The sequence below is a fragment of the Heyndrickxia ginsengihumi genome (assembly GCF_011008565.1).
GTDB lineage: Bacteria > Bacillota > Bacilli > Bacillales > Bacillaceae_C > Weizmannia > Weizmannia ginsengihumi.
Map to the genome: position 1 here is coordinate 18,805 of NZ_JAAIWK010000021.1, position 17,699 is coordinate 36,503.

A 17,699-nucleotide genomic window follows, 5' to 3' on the forward strand; every position below is an offset into this window, starting at 1 on the left:
GAATATGAATATTGCCTTAGTGTATACTTCTAAAACAGGCAACACAAAAGAACTCATGGATATACTCTGCAATCTTTTTCGAGAGCATCATCAACAACAAGTGCAGCTCTATCATATTAATTCCTTCCCGCTCACGCGCTTGGATGATTATGATGCAATGATTGTCGGCACTTATACTTGGGGAAGCGGGGACATTCCTAAGGAAATGACTCCGCTCTACCATGCATTTGAACAGCAAAACGTAAAGCATCTTATAACAGGTGTAGTCGGAACAGGAGACCGCTTTTATCCAAATTTTTGCGGTGCAGTCGATGAATTTAGAGATATGTTATTCGTACATACAAATTTAGCTGTCACATTAAAAGTTGAGCTGACTCCCCAGACACAAGATTTAGAACGTTGCGAGAAATTTGTGAAACTCATGTTAAAAAGATTACAGGAAAAATAAGGTTCCAGCCTCCATGCATGGATATGCATTGTAGGCTGGAACCTTTTTCTGCTATTCATACCGTCTCCCCTACTAACATCTTTAAAAAAATTAATAAAAAAAGATATTTTTTTTAAACTTTTTATAAAAAACGACAGTCTATTTATTGTAGATCGTTTGCCGTAGGAAGCATTGCCATAAAAGAAATATGTTGTTGGAAAGGATTATGCTTATGGAACAAAGTAAAAAAGGCTTTCAGCATCCGTTTTTCAAATATAGCATACGCACGTTATACTATTTGCTCATTCTCATATTACTGGTTCTTGTATATGGATTTCATGATATGCGTGTAGGACCATTTATATATTCTGAGTTTTAAAGATTGGGAGGAGATATATGAGGCTACTAACAAATATTCGCCAAATTGCATTAGATCATCCAGAGAGAATTGCCTATCGTGACCGCAGCCGTACATTGACATACGCGGCTCTATGGCAAAGCGCAAATCAATTGGCTTCTTATCTTATTAAGAATTGCAAACAATCAAAGTCTCCTATTATTGTTTACGGTCATATGGAGAGTGACATGATTATTTCGTTTCTCGGAAGCGTCCTTGCTGGACATCCTTATATTCCGGTAGATTCTTCGATTCCGCTTGACCGAATTAAGAGTATTATAGACAGTTCAAACGCCGAATATGTGCTTGCCATTGAACAGTTGGATGAGCAAGGATTTAGCCAATATCCAATAACCTTTATACGCAATGAAGAGTTACAGCAAATTATAAATGAATCTATTGGGCAAGTTCCAGAAACCCTTTGGGTAAGTAATGAAGATTGTTTTTATATTTTATACACGTCTGGAAGTACAGGAAAACCAAAGGGTGTCCAAATTACGGCAAATAATTTACAAAGCTTTATCGACTGGATTTTAGCAGATCTCCCTCTGCGGCAGCAGATGATTTTTATGAATCAAGCACCTTTTTCCTTTGATTTATCTGTAATGGATCTTTATCCTGCTCTTTATACAGGTGGAAGAATTTTTCCAATTTCAAAAGATCTCATTGCAAAGCCAACAAATTTATTTAAAGAATTACAGCATTCTGGCATTCAAGTATGGACTTCAACACCATCATTTGCACAGATGTGCTTAATGGAACCGACATTCACAAATAAACTGTTGCCAGCATTAGAGGTATTTCTTTTTTGCGGAGAAGTACTTACGCCGGAAACCGCAAGGCATCTTCATGAACGGTTTCCAAAGGCGAAAATCGTTAATTTATATGGTCCTACTGAAGCAACGGTAGCAGTCACGATGGTAGAAATTACAAAGGATATGTATAACAACGAAGGCATGTTACCAATTGGTGCTTGCAAACAAAATGCAAACATTTTCATTGCTGATAAAAATGGACATCCCCTTCCTGATGGAGAAAAGGGCGAAATCACCATTGTTGGTCCAAGTGTTAGCAAAGGATATTTAGGAGAACAAACGTTAACAAAAAAGGCCTTTTTTATAAAAGATGGAGTGAGAGCCTATCGGACTGGAGATGTTGGCTTTCGAAAAGATGGCTACCTTTATTATCAAGGACGCTTAGATTTCCAAGTAAAAGTTCATGGCTATCGCATGGAACTAGAAGAAATCGAACATCATTTAAGCAAGTCACCGTATATTAAAGCTTGCGTTGTCGTTCCAGTAAAACATAATGGGGAAATTCATTATTTAAATGCTGTGATCGTTCCAGCAAAACATTCCTTCGAAAAGGAATATCAACTTACAAGTGCAATAAAAAAAGACTTAATGCAAGTGCTGCCATCTTATATGATTCCTAGGAAATTCTCGTATTATCAACAATTGCCGATAACAGCCAACGGAAAAATAGATCGTAAAGCCTTATCAATAGAGGGATTGCGATGATTCCATATGATACTTTTCTATTTTTCTTCATCATTGCTGTACTACTGCTTCCAACGATCATTATCGGTTTGAATGGAAAACGAGCAAGATCTTATAATATGGTGATTACGCTCGTCATGCTAATCATTATGTTTGCAAACAATCTCGTTGGCATCGTTTCTCTTATCTTATTTACAATATGGCAGCTTTTGCTTATCAAAGGTTATGTTTTCTACCGGCAACAGCAAAATAGTACTTTTCTATTTTGTCTTTGTGTCATTGCATCAATTTTACCTTTAGTTTGTGTAAAGATTTTTCCAATTTTAGGTTTACATGATTTATTTGGATTTTTAGGGATTTCCTACCTCACTTTTAAAGCAGTACAAATGGTGATGGAAATCAGAGACGGACTAATAAAACATGATATATCGACAATAGATTTTCTCTACTTTTTATTATTCTTTCCAACGATTTCATCAGGCCCAATCGATCGTTGGCGCCGATTTAAAAAAGATGACGCTGTAACGCCATCAAAAGAAGAATATCGGACATTCCTATATGAAGGAATTAATAAAATTTTTCAAGGCTTTTTATATAAGTTTATTATTGCATATTTGATCCATCACGATCTTTTAGTCTATTTGCCTACTAATCCTTTTGTCTATATAAAACCTTTTATCGCCGATCTTTTATATATGTACGCCTATAGCATGTACCTTTTCTTTGATTTTGCAGGATACAGTGCATTCGCGATTGGGGTCAGTTATATAATGGGCATTAAAACACCTGAAAATTTTAACTTGCCATTTTTAAGCAGAAATATTAAAGATTTCTGGAATCGTTGGCATTTATCGCTCTCCTATTGGTTTAGAGACTATGTATACATGCGCTTTGTTTTCTGGATGACAAAGAAAAAGTGGATTAAAAATCGTTATACCGTATCTAACCTAGGGTATCTATTGTTATTCCTAATTATGGGATTATGGCACGGTATTGCCCTCCAATATATTGTATATGGGCTGTATCATGCATGTCTGATGATCGGCTTTGACTATTTTGATAGATGGAATCGAAAACATAAATTTTGGCCAAAAAATAAATTAACTCACGTCCTTTCAGTTTTCATTACGTTCAACATTATTTGTTTCGGTTTTTATATTTTTTCAGGACAATTATTTAAATAAAGGAGATTAAATAAAATGGAAAAACAAGAGGTATTCAATATGCTCGCTGAAGTATGTCAAGATGACGTCGTTGTAAATGAACCAGATATTGATTTATTCGAACATAACCTATTAGATTCATTCGGCATCATTACCCTATTAGTAGAAATCGAAGGTCGCTTCGGTATTAGTATTCCTATTACAGAATTTACACGGGAAGAATGGAATACACCAAATCAAATTGCAAGGAAGTTAGCTGAACAGGAATGAAAAAATATGCATTTGCACCAATCATCATTGCCTTTGCACTATTTCTCGTATTTTTATTCTTTCCAAATCGTTGGATTGAACATTTTATTACGGATCAAAACGTGGAAAGTGCTGCAACAGAATTAAACCCGCTCATGTTTCAAGGGGAATATATTCAAAGTAAGATGCTTGAAAGCAAAAAATACTTTCCTATTTATGGGTCTTCAGAGTTGGCTCATTTTGATCCCTTCCATCCTTCTAATTACTTTGCAGCAAATTCAGATGGATTTACTCCCTTCCTATATGGGCGTGGCGGTTGTCAATCCATTATTCAATTTATGAATTTTGCAGCACATGCAAATCAATTAAAAGGAAAAAAGTTAGTATTTATTATATCGCCACAATGGTTTCATAAAAACGGTATAGATGATTTTCATTTTGATCCGAACTACTCAATGCTGCAAGCCTATGATTTGGCGTTTAATCGGGGGCTTGATCCAGCACTAAAAAAACAAGCGATCAAAAGACTGCTACATTTTGATGTTGTTACAAGGGATCCGATTTTGACAACTTTATTCAAAGGTGAGATCAGTGATTCATCATCCGCTCACTTTAAAGCTGCTGTTGTGAAACCAATCGCGTATATGACTAAGCAGCTATTGGTTAAGAAAGATTTGTACTTTACACTTGCAGGTCATTTTAAAAGAAATCGGCAGGAAAATACGCAACTTATTAAAAACAAATCATGGACTAGCTTAAAAACACTTGCCGATCAATACGGCAAAAAACGATCAACAAATAATCCATTTAATGTAGAAAATGGTTATTATAAAAAGAAAATTGCTTTTCGCGTCAAACAGTTAAAGGGCTCTAATACTAATACATCCTATACAAATTCTATTGAATACGAAGACTTCCAAATGGTCTTAGATTTGTTAAAAGAAAAAAATGCAAAACCACTGTTTGTCATTCTTCCTGTTAACGGAAAATGGTATGATTATACAGGATTATCAGAAGCAAATCGGCAAACCTATTATAGAAAAATTAAAGCACAAGTTGAACAAGCGGGATTCCCGGTTGCTGATTTCTCTAATCATGAATACGATCCATATTTCTTAAAAGACACAATGCATATCGGCTGGAAAGGCTGGGTGTATTTAGACGAAGCAATGGACAAACATTGGAAGCAATAATCGAAATAAGGACTGTGAAGCTACTCACAGTCCTTATTTATATCTTCTCACTATTATTTCTAATTTTTTCTTTTAAAAATTTCTTTTATTTATCCCCTTCTCTTCGATATAATCTTGATATGTGTGAAAAGAAATTTACTGAAAAAGGTGTATATATATATGAGTATTTTATCTGTTAAAAACTTAAGTCATGGATTTGGCGACCGTGCGATCTTTAATGATGTCTCCTTTCGCCTGTTAAAGGGTGAACATATCGGCCTCATCGGTGCCAATGGCGAAGGAAAGTCAACATTTATGAATATTATTACAGGAAAGCTGCAGCCAGATGAAGGAAAAGTCGAGTGGGCAAAAAAAGTAAGAGTCGGTTATTTAGATCAGCATGCCCAATTACAAAAGGGAATGAGCATGCGTGATGTCTTAAAAGGTGCCTTTCAATATTTATTCGATCTAGAAACAGAAATGAACGGATTATATGAGCAAATGGGCTCAGCAACTCCTGAAGAATTAGAAAGTATGCTCGAAGAAGTTGGAACGATACAAGATATTTTAACAAATAATGACTTCTATATTATTGATGCAAAGGTAGAAGAAATTGCCCGCGGTCTTGGACTTGATGATATTGGACTTGAGCGGGATGTCCATGACTTAAGCGGTGGTCAAAGAACAAAAGTACTATTAGCAAAACTGCTGCTTGAAAAACCAGACATTCTCCTTTTAGATGAACCGACAAACTATTTAGATGAGCAACATATCGAATGGCTTAAACGCTATTTACAGGAATATGAGAATGCCTTTATTTTAATCTCTCATGATATCCCATTTCTAAATAGCGTAATCAATCTAATTTATCATATGGAAAATCAACAATTAACCCGCTATGTCGGTGACTACGATGATTTCATGAAAGTATATGAAATGAAAAAACAGCAACTGGAAGCTGCCTATAAAAAACAGCAACAAGAGATTTCCGAGCTGAAAGATTTCGTAGCGCGCAATAAAGCAAGAGTTTCTACTAGAAATATGGCAATGTCCCGCCAAAAGAAACTCGATAAAATGGAAATGATTGAACTTGCCCAAGAAAGACCAAAGCCGGAGTTCAATTTTAAAGAAGGCAGAACGTCCGGAAAAGTGATCTTTGAAACAAAGGATTTAGTTATTGGTTATGATGAACCGCTGTCTAAACCATTAAGCTTACGAATGGAACGCGGTCAAAAAATTGCCTTAGTCGGAGCAAACGGTATTGGTAAAACGACTTTATTAAAAAGTATTTTAGGAGAAATCCAACCAATATCAGGTTCAGTAGAACGCGGAGACTATTTATTAACTGGCTATTTTGAGCAAGAGATCAAACAAGCAAACTACCGGACTTGCATTGAAGATGTATGGAATGAGTTCCCATCCTATACCCAATACGAAGTTCGCGCAGCACTTGCCAAATGTGGCTTAACGACGAAACATATTGAAAGTAAAGTAGAAGTACTCAGCGGTGGCGAAAAGGCAAAAGTACGTCTTTGCAAACTAATTAACAAAGAAACAAATGTGCTTGTGCTTGATGAACCGACAAACCATCTCGATGTCGATGCCAAAGATGAACTCAAACGGGCTTTAAAACAATACAAAGGAAGCGTCCTTATCATTTGCCACGAACCAGAATTTTATCAAGATGTCGTAACAGATGTTTGGAACTGTGAAAACTGGACTACAAAGGTGTTTTAATCCCCACCCCTACCTCCCCTGTTTATAGAATAAAAAATGGCAAAAAGGCTTGCACTCTCTATTATTTTTTATATACTAATAATAGAAATGATTCTATAAACGGGGCATTAGCTCAGCTGGGAGAGCGCTACGCTGGCAGCGTCGAGGTCAGGGGTTCGAGCCCCCTATGCTCCATCCCATTTAAAAAAGGTCAAACCCCTTATTTATTAAGGGTTTTGACCTTTTTTATTTTAAAATCAATTGATCCTCAAAACGTGCACATTGTCAAAACAACTTGCACAAAATCTGCACAATATAATTTATTGAGTAGAGGATGCAGTTCATACTGTCCCCTCCTTTTTTCGACTTTTTGTGCTAACCTGAACGTTTATTAGCAGGGAACTAGAGTTATTACAATTTCTTATTTATTGATGAAGATGGGATATTGATGGAATATCTGTACGAGAGTGATCTTCTACAAATAACTTAGTAAGGGTTCCTTAATCAAATTTATAAAGGTCCATTCGAATTGGGCCTTTTTTATGTTATGAAGATTACCTAACCATTTACTCTGTCCTATATGAAACATTATAGACGCAGTTAAAGTGATCAATTTTCAATAAATCAGATTAAAATCTGAACTGCCAAATTGAATCAAAACACCTTTGAAGCATAAAAACGGGCTTTTTTGAAGAAAATTTGATTGACAAATGGGGCTATTCTGTAATACTATATACTAGTAGTTAGTAACACTGAATATCGGTAACACAAAATACCTCTGTTACAGAGTATAAAACAAATAAAAACAAAATATAAATGGAGGTAATAAATTGGAAAATATCACAGAAATGCTAAAAGGGGTGCTTGAGGGGTGTGTCCTTGAAATCATCAGCCGTGGTGAAACTTACGGCTATGAAATCACGCAACAGCTGCGAAAACTTGGCTTCACTGAAGTAGTTGAAGGCACAGTTTATACGATCACCATGCGGCTTGAGAAAAACAATCTGGTGGACACTGAGAAAAAGCCATCCAATATGGGACCGCCGAGAAAATTTTACACCCTTAACGCAGCGGGTCAAAAACAGCTTGAAATGTTTTGGAAAAAATGGGATTTCGTCTCAAGTAAAATTAACGAGCTCAAAAAAATAAAATCAAAAGGAGATGTATTATGATGAGTTTTTTAGAAAAAATCTTTGGAGATTTTAGCGAAAAGAAAGTATGGCGCGAAATGGAAAACCGTGCAAAAGCCTTACCTGAAGACTACTATAACGCCTACAAAGCGATGCAAAAATATCTCTGGAACACTGGCGGCATGATGGATTGGCAAGAGACGAAATTCGTCTTTAATCACATCATCGATCTTCTTGAAGAAGCCGCAGCCGATGGCAAGCGTGTTAAAGAAGTTACTGGCAACGACGTAGCAGCCTTCTGTGATGATCTTGCCATTGATGGAAAATCGTGGGTTGATAAGCAGCGTCAAAAACTTAACGATTCGATTCAATAATAGAACTTTGCTGAACAGCATCTGAAAGGAGACTACAATGAGCTTTTTAGAAAAAATAACCGGCAGCGATATGACTAAAGAAATAAAAGGTTTTGAAGCACGAGCAAAAGTCTTGCCAGCTGAATATCAAACCGCTTGGAAAGAAATTAAAAGTAATCTTTGGATTCACGGAGATTTCACTGGTCGTAATCTGATGCCGATTCTTGACAGTGCTCTTGAACTGCTTGAAGTTACATCAGCAGACGGCCAGAGCATCGAAGAAGTACTAGGGGATGATATCAAAGGCTTCTGCGCAGCGCTTGCTGGTGACGAAGGCGCAAAAACTTATCGAGATAAATGGCGTGAACAACTCAACAAGAACGTAGCAAGAAAATTAGGAGGACTGAAATGAGTATCAAAGAAATCATCGAAGGCAAAAAAGTATGGAGAGCCCATGTTGCGCGTGTCAAAACGCTTCCACAAGATTACCAAATTGTCTATAAAGAGATCCAAAAATATCTCTTCAAAGTCGGTCCTGTTGAGTTAAACAAAGGTATCGGACTGCTCTCGGAAATTCTCAGTTTCTTTGAAGAAGGCGTAACTGCCGGGAAAGGTGTGCTTGAAGTTACAGGAACAGATGTTGCTGCTTTCTGCGATGCGCTGATTGAAGATTCTAAGACTTACGCTGATCTCTATCAAGAATCAGTCAATCAAAAAGTCGATAAGGCGATGAAAAAATAGAAGCAGCCTAGTACTTGACGGCAAAATACTATCGAACTTTTCCCTAAATATTGCACTTTAAAAGTAATTTCAATAGATAAAACCGACTGAATAGCTGGTTACAAATGTAAATTGCCACCTTCACTATTCAGTTATATTTTCAATCCAGTAGTAAGTATTACAGATTATCAGTATGACTAAGTAGAGGAGTAAAGGTAATCTAGTGCCTTGCTGGACTTTTATAAGGAGGAAAAAATATGAGCAATGTGGCGATTTCTGTAAAAGGGGTAAAAAAATCCTTTAAAGGCAAGGAAGTCCTAAAGGGGGTGGGGTTTGAGGTACAGCGTGGCGAAATTTTCGCACTGCTGGGCTCAAATGGAGCGGGAAAGACGACGACGGTCAATATCCTTTCGACGCTGATGAAGCCCGATGGCGGCGAAGCTGCTATTTGCGGCTTTGACGTCCAGCGTCAACCGGATCATGTTCGCCAGAGCATCAGCCTGACAGGGCAGTTCGCAGCTTTAGACAGCATGCTCACAGGTAGGGAAAATCTAATGATGATCGCTAAGCTGCGCGGAGTTTCCAATCCCGCTCAAGTCGCTGACCATCTGCTGGTAAGGTTCAGCCTGACTGATGCGGCCAACCGCCGGGTAGATACCTATTCCGGTGGGATGAAGCGCCGGATTGATATCGCCATGAGCCTGATCGGGACGCCAGAAGTCATTTTTCTCGACGAACCGACGACAGGGCTTGACCCGAAAGCACGGATTGAAGTCTGGGATACCGTCAAGAAGCTTGCCGGAGGCGGCACAACCATCTTGCTGACAACTCAGTACCTGGAGGAAGCTGAACAACTGGCGGATCGTATCGCCATTCTAAATGACGGGAAAATCATCACGACCGGCACTCTTGCTGAACTCAAAAAAATGTTCCCGCCAGCGAAAGTAGAATACATTGAGAAGCAGCCGACATTGGAGGAAATTTTTCTCGCGATCATCGGCAAAAAGGAGGAGATGTAAAATGAAAAGCAGAACAGGAGTATTACTAGGACGTTTAATGCGCAACATCATGCGCAGTCCGGATACAATTATCACGGTAGCGATTACACCGATTGCGATGATGCTGCTGTTTGTCTACGTATTGGGCGGCGCCATAAAGGCAGGAACGGATAACTACGTCAATTATTTATTGCCCGGAATCTTGCTGATGGCTATCGCATCCGGTGTCTCTTACACTTCCATGCGGCTGTTTAATGATGTAAAAAGCGGACTGATGGCGCGTTTCATTACCATGCCCATCAGGCGCTCGTCGATATTGTGGGCTCATGTGTTGACCTCCCTTGTTTCTAATGCGCTTACTGTCATCGTAGTAATTCTCATTGCGCTCTTGATGGGCTTCCGTTCCAACGCCGATATCCTGCATTGGCTCGCAGTAGCTGGGATACTCGGGCTGTTTACACTAGCGCTGACATGGCTGGCGGTCATTCCCGGATTAACTGCAAGGTCTATGGAAGGGGCGACAGCCTACTCATATCCGCTAATTTTCCTGCCGTTTATTAGTTCGGCCTTTGTCCCCACCAAAACCATGCCTAAAATTATCCGTGCGTTCGCCGAGAATCAGCCCGTGACTTCCATCGTAAATACGATTCGTGCCCTCTTGTATGGAGGAGCTGTTGGCAACGGTATCTGGATCGCACTTACCTGGTGTGTCGGCATCATGATCATTGCTTACTTCTTCGCCAGTAAAGCATTTAAACGCCAGTTAGGGTAAAGTACATCATTATGGGGATTGCTATATCAATAGTCAACCGTTGCGATGACTGCATTTAGTATGAGGGACAATCTCCCACTATATGGCTTTGAGATTGTCCTCTTTTACATGTATGAAATTAATCATTAGTTTCAACATATTGATTCACTATTGTTGGTGTTACTTAACATCCGTACTCGATCTACAAAAAAGCGGTGAGCCACAAATTCTGGCAGCGTCGAGGTCAGAGGTTCGAGTCCCCTATGCTCCATCCCATTAAAAAAAGGGCAAAACCTTTATTTATTAAGGGTTTTGCCCTTTTTACTTTAATATACATTTTCAAGATCCACTCAATACATGTTTGCTATTCCCCACAAATAAAATTAGCTAACATTTCAGATGTTTTCCTATGTACTTCTTCATCAATATGGTAGTTGATTTTTATAATGGGGGACACAAGGCCGAATAATTTTCTAATCTTTAAATAGACTACTCATTACATAACTTGTATTTGAAATTCATTACAATCGATAGTAAATGTTATAGTCCAATACATATAAGTACTGCAAATAAGCAAATACATAAAATAGAAGTAATCATTTGTTTTACAACAATTGAAAGAGCTGTTTTCCAGCAGCCCATTTGCCTAATTATAGCTGTTATCGTAACCATGCAACTTGAAAACGTTGATGCTAAAAATACTAAAGTGAATAGCTGGAAGCTACTTAATTGATGCAGAAACTGCCCACTTCCTTGATTAAAAAGCAGCATCCCATCTTTACGTATCATGGCAAAGACGATACCTAAAGACGCTTCTGTGGGAATATTTAACAAATGCAAAATTGGATAAAAAACAAAAGAAATCGTTTTTAATAAAGGCGTCAATGCTAATAAACTTGCAAGTACACATATTGAAGCGAAAATAGGTAAAGCCTGACAGAAAAATAGAAGGGATAGAAGGATTTGGAGAGGATCATGTCATTCATAAGCAATCTCTGTTTTCATTTAGCGAGCATACTCCTGTAATGATAGAGTCTATCGGTACAGGCGAAGTGCTTGAAAATCTTATCCCCATTTTGAAAAGCATTGTCGTCGATGGAATTGTATTTGTCACTCCTGTAAGTGTAGCTATGAACAATTAATGTAGCTGGTAACAATTAGCAAAGTCATTATTCTATTAGGGAATGATGGCTTTGTATCTATTTTTTTATACTCGTTCAATGCAAATGAATGTTCTTCTTTTAAAATCTGGAAGTTATCGTATTTCTTCTGATTCGTAAACCTCTAACAGAAAATAAATTAACACTTCAAAAATGATATTCTCTATTGTTTCATGTTTATTACATTAGATGGGATATCGATGTTCATGTTCGGAAGATGATATTTTCTCTCTAAGTTCTACTGCTATCAATAGTCATATCCTGCCATGCAAGCTATGCTTCATTTAGATATAGGATATTCAAGTATATCTATCTCTTCTCTTTAGGATTACTTACCAAGTTCCACCTCAACATGTAAAATATAGAAATAAAAATATGTTTGTTTTTTAAAGCCTCTTTAATAGAAATTTAACAATACTACGTTATCCTATTAATCAGTGAGGATAGCACGTGTGGCTATCATGGTATTTAGCGAAGGTGGGGCTAATACTGTTATACTCCTGTCGAATTGGCCAATTACTCAGGAAAAATTTTTTAATACAATAACGTACAATAATTTGTATTCTTGTGTTCTCAATCATTTCATAAGCTACTTTCTTGATCCTTATATTCATAACATATCTATTGATGCTTTTCAGAATACAACGGCTCTTATCATTAAGAAGCTTTATCGTTAGTAGATTGTTAATTACTACTTCTTTCGAAATTCCATATCTGATAATCGAGTAAACGAGGGGTAATGTTTGGATAATATTTTTTTAGTAGTTTAGTAGTTTCATCTAACAAACTTTGAGCTTCTTCTAACTTGACTTTTCTTTGAAGTACTTTTTCTAAAAATCGTGTAATCATTCTGTCAGGTTTTATCCATTGGTCGTCCCCAGCTAGCATATAAAAGTAAACAAGTGAAATGCCACTTTTTTGACCAGGTATAGTTCTAATTTCATTTTCAAATTCTTCATTACCGTATATTTTTTTTACATCCTGTAAATAATTCACTCCATACTTATTTAATATTTTGCAAAACAAATAAACTGCCTCAGCTTTTAATATCCCATTTGTTGGAGAGGTTCTTTGTTTATTTTTTAAAACATCATTCACAAATATTTCTAAACCTAAACTTTCAAAAGAACTTAGATATTCTTCAATTGAAAATTGCTCACTTATGTCTAGAATTTCAGTTCCACGGCGTCCTTGATTAAGATTAAAATAGCTACAAAACCTACTTACTGTATTTTTAACACTTTCATACCGAACTCCTATGGAAAATACCGAATCAATAACACAAAGGGGAAGACTAGAATAATAATATTCACTAGGGAGTTTTGTATTTTCTAGCTCTAAAACCTCTGCACAAAATTCAGTAATTTTATCATTATCTTTATGCGTTGTAGGGAGCATAACTTTTCTCCTTGTAATCTTTGATTTTATCAACTGTTCTTACCTCTAATTTAATACAAATGGATATTTTTGTAAATACTCAAAAAATTTCTAGCATTATAGCTAAAAATTTCTATACTTGATTGCTATATTTATAAAAACGATTCATCATGGTTAATCTTAAATAGTCATATGTATAGAACTGAGCCTCTTCCTCGTGATTTAACACGTTCTAAAAAAACACATAAAAATATTTACATAATTTTTATTCTATTATAAAATGATTATATATTCATAATCATAAGTGATTTGCTTAAAAATATTTATACATCGCTGACCAGACAGACTGGAGGCTAGTAAAACTATCACCTGAATGATAGTTCTACTAGCCTCTTTTTGTATAAAGATTTATTTAATGATTTGGAATAAAAATGTTTGACTATAAAATCAAAGATCTTTAAGGAGGAATACAGTTGACCACAAGAGTACGTCGTTCTGGATTATTATATGCAAATCATGAACAAGCATACCATTGTCTCATATGCTTTAGTGCAGAGGATGGTAAAACTCATTTAATAGATATGAATGGGCAGGAAGTTCATCAATGGAAATACCACGGACTTCCTGGTGAGGTTATCAATCCAACATTAATTAATGGCAAGCGTGGGCATATCCTAGTACAATACGAAATGCTAGAAGAACGTACTTTCGGAATATTCGGAAATAAAACAGTAGCCGAGGTGGATTGGGATGGACAATTAATCTGGAAATGGGGAGAACAAGCTCCTGGTGGGGCTGCAAGGCAGAATCATGACTGGCAGCGTCTCTCCAATGGCAACACTATGCTGATGATTACTCAGCCCCGTGTTATCCCTATGTTAGGTGATGTGGAGGTCGGTGATCAAGGTATATTTGAAGTCAATCCAGCCGGTGATATCGTATGGAGTTGGCTTGCAGGGGATCATATTGAAGAATTTGGGTTTTCACAGCAAGGGCTGAATTATCTACGGAACATACTGAACAATAAAGAGCAAGATCCATGGGGATACCTCGAACTTAACACTCTGCAGCTATTAGGACCAAACAAGTGGTATGACAACGGAAACGAAGTATTCCATCCGGACAATATCATAATTAGTTCAAGAAAAGGTAACTTTGTTGCGATTATCGAGAAAAAAACTGGAAATGTAGTATGGAAGATTGGTCCATACAGTAATGTTAATGCCAACCCTTATTATCGCCTTTTAAACAGAGCAGTTCCACGCCCTCTCGATCAAACTTGTGGTCAACATAAACCACACTTGATCCCTAAGGGGCTTCCTGGAGCAGGAAATTTGTTGCTATTAGACAATCAAGGTAGTTCAGGGTACCCGCCAGTTTCCCTTGGTACCTATGCTGGCTCAAGAATTCTCGAAATAAATCCAACAACAAAAGAAATTGTTTGGCAATATACTGCGGAGAATTCTGGAAATCCCGTTTGGTCATTCCATACATCTTTCGTTGGAAATACACAAAGATTACCCAATGGCAACACTTTAATCAACGAAGGAATGAATGGTCGCATCTTTCAGATTACGAATTCGGGTGAGATCGTGTGGGAATATATAAATTCATATCCGGGTTTCTTCTCTGCGGGTAAAGACACTATTGAAAATCCAATGGTTTATCGAGCTCAAGCAGTTCCTGTTGATTGGCTCCCTGAGCTATAAACAAGCGGGAAGCGAAGAAAAGTAAATGAATATTAATAGGAATACTTAAAGAACTCTGGCAGCTTGAGTTCTTTTTTTGCAAGTAGTAAGTTGTTACCCCCCCTTGTTCAGATAATGAACGATAAAGGAAAACCAATTAATGGTTCAATTGGGCATAAGAAGCAATGATAACTCTCGTATACTTCTATTTTTCAAAACAACTTACCAGCTGTAAACCTAAGAAATTGAACAATGACCTAACCTAAAAAAATTAGTATGGATAAAGAATCAAAATGCTCATTTAATATCAAAAAATTATATGCTTGTTAGCAACGCTTAATCAATATCTATATAAAAAGTGACTATGCTGCTTACTCTAACAATCTCTGATATCGAGTAAAGCGCATAACACTTCCTGAATTATATGATTTTTTAAATTTTTTATTTTTTATTCGGTAATAACTGTGATAAAATCATTTTAAAAAAATCTTCTTAATGGACAAATATTTAATTAGATGGCATGTTTGCATGATTTGAAATCATACCTCTCCTTTTTTCTTACTAAGTAAAAAAATATATTAAATTCTTTTTTAACTTTAATTATTATGCATATATTTAGCATAAATAGGAGGTTGCCTATGTACTTCAAATTTTCGTTCCTTAGCTTCATTACTGGCTTAATAATGATTTTTGTTATTCAATTAGCTACATTCTATAGAAACTTACAAATAAAAACAGGAAAAATGGATGGTGATACATCCTATACTCTATTAAGTTCAAGTTTAATAGTTATTCCCATCATTTTATTCAGCCTATCGTTGATCTTATTTCAATTACATATAAAAGAAAAACAAAAAATTTAGACGACGATATATGGCAAATTATTATTAAGTTTATTGTACTTGTTATTTCTACACATTTACTTATTCTATGAAAGGACTATCGTTGTCAGTAATATAAATTATTGTTAACGTTTTACTAAGTGCCATGTTGTGAAGCTTTGTTAAAAAGAGATAATCAACCCTGATATAAAAAAATTTTTTCAAAAATATTTTTTATTTTTTTATCCAAATATCAGAAAAAATGAAATATTGACATATTAATATACATTTGTTTAAAATTATTTATAAGAAACGTACTTTACACCCGTTAATTGAAGATAAATGTTCAAAAACAAGACTAAAAAATTTATCTTCTTTTCAAGAATGTTTACTGAACCTTTACCAAAAACTTAGCCAATTGGCTAAGTTTTTTAGCTACTAGCATGAGAGCTTCTATGTAGGGACTCCCAAAATCTTCAAACCAATTTAATTAAAGCTTTCGGAATACATATACGCTGCTACATGAAATGTTCAGTAAACAACTACAAAAGAATGTATTGTAGCTTTTAACCTTCATTGTATACGTTTGCATATTTGTGCCGTTATAGGGGAAACGATGCACATTTTAAAGCTGGGAGTTAGTTTGAACAGTCAACGCACATGAGCGTTATGCAATTAGCGTGATCAACACTTATGTGCTAAAAGGGGGATGTGGGAAAATGAAACAAACGGATAACCATGCAATATCAAGACGGATAACGAGTAATATCTTTAAAGGATCACTTGGGAATCTTATCGAATGGTATGATTGGTATGTTTATTCTGCTTTTGCTGTCTATTTTTCGGCTGAGTTTTTTCCAGCGGGAAACCAAACGATTCAATTGCTCAATACAGCAGGAATTTTCGCCATTGGGTTTCTGATGCGTCCAATAGGAAGTCTATTAATGGGACGTTATGCTGACAGGTACGGGCGGCGGGCAGCATTGACGCTTTCAGTGTCTATTATGGCAGGAGGTTCCCTAGTGATCGCTTGTACTCCGGGTTACAGCAGCATAGGTATGCTGTCTCCAATTATTCTCGTTGTCGCTCGTTTAGTCCAAGGAATATCCTTAGGAGGTGAGTATGGAACTTCCGCAACCTACTTATCGGAAATGGCCAATAGCGGTCGCCGCGGCTTTTACTCAAGCTTCCAATACGTTACGCTTGTTGCTGGACAACTCGTAGCACTTGGCGTTCAAATTATTCTTCAGCAAGTATTAAGTGATACTGACATGATTTCCTGGGGGTGGCGTATTCCTTTCCTCATTGGCGCAATAGGTGCACTGGCAGTATTATGGTTGCGAAGAACAATGGACGAATCAGAGCAGTTCTCGGAAATGAGTACAGAAACTCGTAAAAATGCTGGAACATTAAAAGTTTTAATGAAATATCCTAAAGCCGTTTTCACTGTAGTCGGATTAACACTTGGCGGAACAGTTGCATTCTATACTTATACGACCTACTTGCAAAAATTTATGATCAATACTGTAGGGATTAATAAAGAAGCTGTAAGCTGGATTAATTTTATTGCATTATTAATATTTGTAGTGTTTCAGCCACTGGCAGGAATGCTTTCTGACCGAATTGGTCGTCGTCCATTATTACTCGGTTTTGGTATATTAGGTACTTTACTGACAGTACCACTATTCCTACTCATGGAGCAGACAAAAAATCCTGTGATTGCCTTTTTACTAATGATGATCGGCCTTTTGATTGTAACCGGTTATACTTCTATTAATGCAATCGTAAAAGCGGAATTATTTCCAACTGAAATTCGAGCGCTCGGTGTCGGCTTTCCTTATTCATTAACTGTTGCTATATTTGGCGGGACTGCGGAATTCATTGCTTTATGGCTAAAGAGCGCCGGGGTTGAATCGATCTTTTTCTTCTATGTAGCAGCATGTATTGCCATAAGTCTTATCGCCTATTGGCGTATGGGGGAATCTTCAAAGACCTCTCAAATTGAAGCTGAACTCCAATCAGAATCTTCAAGTAGTGGAAGCAACACTAGAATTTTATAAAAATATCTTTACAGAAAA

Annotated in this window: 19 protein-coding genes and 1 tRNA gene; 18 read left to right on the forward strand and 2 right to left on the reverse strand. The window is 36.7% G+C overall.

The genetic code is table 11. The features are described 5' to 3' along the window. Window positions 1-4: 4 nt before the first annotated feature. The 14 genes from G4D61_RS12665 (at window position 5) to G4D61_RS12730 (ending at window position 10,596) form a co-directional block, all read left to right on the forward strand. Window positions 5-448, forward strand: a complete 444-nt coding sequence (locus tag G4D61_RS12665) for a flavodoxin domain-containing protein (protein WP_025731247.1) — start codon at window positions 5-7, stop codon at window positions 446-448. Window positions 449-659: 211 nt separating this feature from the next. Next, window positions 660-806 (forward strand): teichoic acid D-Ala incorporation-associated protein DltX, encoded by a 147-nt coding sequence (gene dltX / locus G4D61_RS12670; protein ID WP_081750084.1) that lies wholly within the window; start codon window positions 660-662, stop codon window positions 804-806. A gap of 17 nt (window positions 807-823) precedes the next feature. Further along, window positions 824-2,344: a D-alanine--poly(phosphoribitol) ligase subunit DltA gene (dltA, locus tag G4D61_RS12675; protein WP_163174106.1), complete on the forward strand. Its 1,521-nt coding sequence runs from the start codon at window positions 824-826 to the stop codon at window positions 2,342-2,344. Continuing rightward, window positions 2,341-3,507 carry a D-alanyl-lipoteichoic acid biosynthesis protein DltB gene (gene dltB, locus G4D61_RS12680; RefSeq protein WP_163174108.1) on the forward strand — a complete coding sequence of 389 codons (1,167 nt, stop codon included), beginning with the start codon at window positions 2,341-2,343 and terminating at the stop codon, window positions 3,505-3,507. Before dltA ends, dltB begins: the two co-directional genes overlap by 4 nt. Window positions 3,508-3,522: 15 nt before the next feature. Then, a complete protein-coding gene (gene dltC, locus G4D61_RS12685) occupies window positions 3,523-3,756 on the forward strand; it encodes a D-alanine--poly(phosphoribitol) ligase subunit 2 (protein ID WP_163174110.1) in 234 nt (77 codons plus the stop codon). After that, on the forward strand, window positions 3,753-4,928 hold the full coding sequence (gene dltD / locus G4D61_RS12690) for a D-alanyl-lipoteichoic acid biosynthesis protein DltD (RefSeq protein WP_025731243.1): 1,176 nt from the start codon (window positions 3,753-3,755) through the stop codon (window positions 4,926-4,928). The genes dltC and dltD overlap by 4 nt, the downstream gene beginning before the upstream one ends. A 159-nt stretch (window positions 4,929-5,087) precedes the next feature. Further along, window positions 5,088-6,644: an ABC-F family ATP-binding cassette domain-containing protein gene (locus G4D61_RS12695; RefSeq protein WP_163174112.1), complete on the forward strand. Its 1,557-nt coding sequence runs from the start codon at window positions 5,088-5,090 to the stop codon at window positions 6,642-6,644. Window positions 6,645-6,745: 101 nt separating this feature from the next. After that, window positions 6,746-6,818: transfer RNA gene (locus G4D61_RS12700), tRNA-Ala, on the forward strand. A 635-nt stretch (window positions 6,819-7,453) separates the two neighbouring features. After that, window positions 7,454-7,795 carry a PadR family transcriptional regulator gene (locus tag G4D61_RS12705; RefSeq protein WP_163174114.1) on the forward strand — a complete coding sequence of 114 codons (342 nt, stop codon included), beginning with the start codon at window positions 7,454-7,456 and terminating at the stop codon, window positions 7,793-7,795. Next, a complete protein-coding gene (locus tag G4D61_RS12710) occupies window positions 7,795-8,127 on the forward strand; it encodes a DUF1048 domain-containing protein (RefSeq protein WP_163174116.1) in 333 nt (110 codons plus the stop codon). The genes G4D61_RS12705 and G4D61_RS12710 overlap by 1 nt, the downstream gene beginning before the upstream one ends. A 37-nt stretch (window positions 8,128-8,164) precedes the next feature. Beyond that, window positions 8,165-8,518, forward strand: a complete 354-nt coding sequence (locus G4D61_RS12715) for a DUF1048 domain-containing protein (RefSeq protein ID WP_025727030.1) — start codon at window positions 8,165-8,167, stop codon at window positions 8,516-8,518. After that, window positions 8,515-8,847 carry a DUF1048 domain-containing protein gene (locus tag G4D61_RS12720; protein WP_025727031.1) on the forward strand — a complete coding sequence of 111 codons (333 nt, stop codon included), beginning with the start codon at window positions 8,515-8,517 and terminating at the stop codon, window positions 8,845-8,847. Before G4D61_RS12715 ends, G4D61_RS12720 begins: the two co-directional genes overlap by 4 nt. 236 nt (window positions 8,848-9,083) lie before the next feature. Continuing rightward, window positions 9,084-9,845 (forward strand): ABC transporter ATP-binding protein, encoded by a 762-nt coding sequence (locus G4D61_RS12725; RefSeq protein WP_025727032.1) that lies wholly within the window; start codon window positions 9,084-9,086, stop codon window positions 9,843-9,845. Window position 9,846: 1 nt separating this feature from the next. Continuing rightward, window positions 9,847-10,596, forward strand: coding sequence for an ABC transporter permease (locus tag G4D61_RS12730; RefSeq protein ID WP_025727033.1), 750 nt, complete (start codon window positions 9,847-9,849; stop codon window positions 10,594-10,596). Window positions 10,597-11,115: 519 nt separating this feature from the next. Here G4D61_RS12730 and G4D61_RS12735 read toward each other — a convergent pair. After that, a complete protein-coding gene (locus tag G4D61_RS12735; protein WP_025727034.1) occupies window positions 11,116-11,460 on the reverse strand; it encodes a hypothetical protein in 345 nt (114 codons plus the stop codon). A gap of 68 nt (window positions 11,461-11,528) precedes the next feature. Between G4D61_RS12735 and G4D61_RS12740 the strand changes: the two genes are divergently transcribed. Further along, complete coding sequence (locus tag G4D61_RS12740; protein WP_268812501.1) at window positions 11,529-11,717, forward strand: DUF190 domain-containing protein; 189 nt, start codon at window positions 11,529-11,531, stop codon at window positions 11,715-11,717. A gap of 702 nt (window positions 11,718-12,419) precedes the next feature. On the opposite strand, the gene G4D61_RS12745 is transcribed toward G4D61_RS12740, so the two are convergent. After that, complete coding sequence (locus G4D61_RS12745; RefSeq protein ID WP_163174118.1) at window positions 12,420-13,133, reverse strand: DUF8548 family protein; 714 nt, start codon at window positions 13,131-13,133, stop codon at window positions 12,420-12,422. 452 nt (window positions 13,134-13,585) lie between these two features. Between G4D61_RS12745 and G4D61_RS12750 the strand changes: the two genes are divergently transcribed. The 3 genes from G4D61_RS12750 to G4D61_RS12760 all read left to right on the forward strand — a co-directional run bounded on the left by G4D61_RS12750 (window position 13,586) and on the right by G4D61_RS12760 (window position 17,681). Beyond that, on the forward strand, window positions 13,586-14,821 hold the full coding sequence (locus G4D61_RS12750; protein ID WP_163174120.1) for an arylsulfotransferase family protein: 1,236 nt from the start codon (window positions 13,586-13,588) through the stop codon (window positions 14,819-14,821). A 617-nt stretch (window positions 14,822-15,438) separates the two neighbouring features. After that, window positions 15,439-15,663 carry a hypothetical protein gene (locus tag G4D61_RS12755; protein WP_163174122.1) on the forward strand — a complete coding sequence of 75 codons (225 nt, stop codon included), beginning with the start codon at window positions 15,439-15,441 and terminating at the stop codon, window positions 15,661-15,663. A 677-nt stretch (window positions 15,664-16,340) separates the two neighbouring features. Beyond that, window positions 16,341-17,681, forward strand: coding sequence for an MFS transporter (locus tag G4D61_RS12760; protein ID WP_025727035.1), 1,341 nt, complete (start codon window positions 16,341-16,343; stop codon window positions 17,679-17,681). Window positions 17,682-17,699: the final 18 nt, after the last annotated feature.

What these genes read in the sequence shown, in the direction of transcription:
- G4D61_RS12665 (WP_025731247.1), top strand. Translation starts at nt 5, where the DNA reads ATGAATATTGCCTTAGTGTATACTTCTAAAACAGGCAACACAAAAGAA.
- dltX (WP_081750084.1), top strand. Translation starts at nt 660, where the DNA reads ATGGAACAAAGTAAAAAAGGCTTTCAGCATCCGTTTTTCAAATATAGC.
- dltA (WP_163174106.1), top strand. Translation starts at nt 824, where the DNA reads ATGAGGCTACTAACAAATATTCGCCAAATTGCATTAGATCATCCAGAG.
- dltB (WP_163174108.1), top strand. Translation starts at nt 2,341, where the DNA reads ATGATTCCATATGATACTTTTCTATTTTTCTTCATCATTGCTGTACTA.
- dltC (WP_163174110.1), top strand. Translation starts at nt 3,523, where the DNA reads ATGGAAAAACAAGAGGTATTCAATATGCTCGCTGAAGTATGTCAAGAT.
- dltD (WP_025731243.1), top strand. Translation starts at nt 3,753, where the DNA reads ATGAAAAAATATGCATTTGCACCAATCATCATTGCCTTTGCACTATTT.
- G4D61_RS12695 (WP_163174112.1), top strand. Translation starts at nt 5,088, where the DNA reads ATGAGTATTTTATCTGTTAAAAACTTAAGTCATGGATTTGGCGACCGT.
- G4D61_RS12710 (WP_163174116.1), top strand. Translation starts at nt 7,795, where the DNA reads ATGAGTTTTTTAGAAAAAATCTTTGGAGATTTTAGCGAAAAGAAAGTA.
- G4D61_RS12715 (WP_025727030.1), top strand. Translation starts at nt 8,165, where the DNA reads ATGAGCTTTTTAGAAAAAATAACCGGCAGCGATATGACTAAAGAAATA.
- G4D61_RS12720 (WP_025727031.1), top strand. Translation starts at nt 8,515, where the DNA reads ATGAGTATCAAAGAAATCATCGAAGGCAAAAAAGTATGGAGAGCCCAT.
- G4D61_RS12725 (WP_025727032.1), top strand. Translation starts at nt 9,084, where the DNA reads ATGAGCAATGTGGCGATTTCTGTAAAAGGGGTAAAAAAATCCTTTAAA.
- G4D61_RS12730 (WP_025727033.1), top strand. Translation starts at nt 9,847, where the DNA reads ATGAAAAGCAGAACAGGAGTATTACTAGGACGTTTAATGCGCAACATC.
- G4D61_RS12745 (WP_163174118.1), bottom strand. Translation starts at nt 13,133, where the DNA reads ATGCTCCCTACAACGCATAAAGATAATGATAAAATTACTGAATTTTGT.
- G4D61_RS12755 (WP_163174122.1), top strand. Translation starts at nt 15,439, where the DNA reads ATGTACTTCAAATTTTCGTTCCTTAGCTTCATTACTGGCTTAATAATG.
- G4D61_RS12760 (WP_025727035.1), top strand. Translation starts at nt 16,341, where the DNA reads ATGAAACAAACGGATAACCATGCAATATCAAGACGGATAACGAGTAAT.